The 1,443-nt window shown below is 59.7% G+C and carries 1 protein-coding gene; it reads right to left on the reverse strand.

What is annotated here, in order from left to right; genetic code table 11:
• Positions 1-90 precede the first annotated feature (90 nt).
• The coding region (istA, locus tag ACFUCV_RS14990; protein WP_380817136.1) for an IS21 family transposase at positions 91-1,443 on the reverse strand (1,353 nt) is incomplete at its 5' end.

Below are 1,443 nucleotides of genomic sequence, written 5' to 3' on the forward strand. Positions count from 1 at the left end.
TCAGAGTCTCGTCTTGGGCCTCGATGGCTTGGAGCATGTCGGTGGCGTTCATTTCACGCATTTTCCGCTTAGTCTCGATATCCAGTGAACTCATCGGGTGCCTCCTGCGTAGTAGTCGCTGCCGCGCACGTAGCCACCTTCGTTATCGATAAGCTCAGGCAGTGCGCCGGCGCTTTTGTCTTGTCCGGTTTCCAGCAGCGGGCGAAGATGGGCGTAGCGCGGGGACCTAAGATGACTCTGCAGAGCGATCCGGCAGGCCGCTTCCAATCGGGCAGCCCCGTAGCGCCGACTCAGCCGCAGCACCGCCAGCGCCGCGTTGAAACCCTGCTCCTTGACCTGCACGGATTCAAAGATCCGCTCCACCACGGTCAGCGTGCACGGCCCGGTACGCGTAGCCCAGTCCCTGACCCGCTGGGTGTCCCAGTGCTGCCATTGACGATCCGGTGGAATATCGGCATCGTTGGTTTGATACTGATTCAGCACCCCGGCCGGCAGCAGCTGGTGGCTGGTGAGCCGCTCATGGCTCCGGTAAACCTCCAACACCGACTCCGTCAGCCTCAAATCCACGGTGGCACCGATATTGACGATCGGAACCGAGTAAAAGTTCTTCTTCCACGACACGTAGCTGTTCCGGGCGACTTTCCGTCCGTAAACCCACTCGCTGATCTCATAGCCGACCGCCGGCAACGGGTTCATCAAAGGTTTTTCCTCGGTCAGGAACACCGACGTGCGTGAGCCCGCACGCTTCTGGAAAGGCTCCTGGTTATACGCTTGAACCCGTTCACGGATCGCGGCCCTCAACTGCCCCAGTGAAGTGAACATGGTCTGGCGCAGCCCAGCGATGACCCACGTGGCAACATGGCTTACCGTGTTTTCCACGCTCGCTTTGTCTTTCGGTGCACGGACCCGGCCCGGCAATACCGCCGCCCCATAATGGGCGGCCAAATGACGGTAGGAATCGTTGAGAACGATCTCGCCCTCGGCAGGATGCTTGATCACCCCGGTCTTCAAATTATCTGGCACAAGTCGTGGAACGGAACCGCCGAAAGCCTCGAACATCGACACGTGGGCCCGCAACCAGCTGTCCTGCTTCATATCCAAAGTTGCCTCCACGAAGGCGTACCGGCTGAACGGCAGGCAAGCGACGAACAGGTACACCTTGCTCCGCATGCCGGTGACCGGATCAACCAGTTCCATGGTGGGACCGGACCAGTCCACTTCTATGCTCATCCCGGCCTTATGCTGCACCCGCGATGTCGCGTGCGATTCCAAGACAAACCGCTGATATACCTTGCAGAAACGGTCGTAACCCATCACCGCCTGCCCGGAACCAGCCAGCGCGTCACTGTACTCCCCATGCAAAAGCTTCAACGTCACACCAACCTTGGCCAACTCGTGGTGGACGGCCGCCCAGTCCGGCTGGGCATAGACACTCTGGTAATC

The sequence above is a fragment of the Specibacter sp. NPDC057265 genome (genome assembly GCF_042668835.1).
Classification (GTDB): Bacteria; Actinomycetota; Actinomycetes; order Actinomycetales; family Micrococcaceae; genus Specibacter.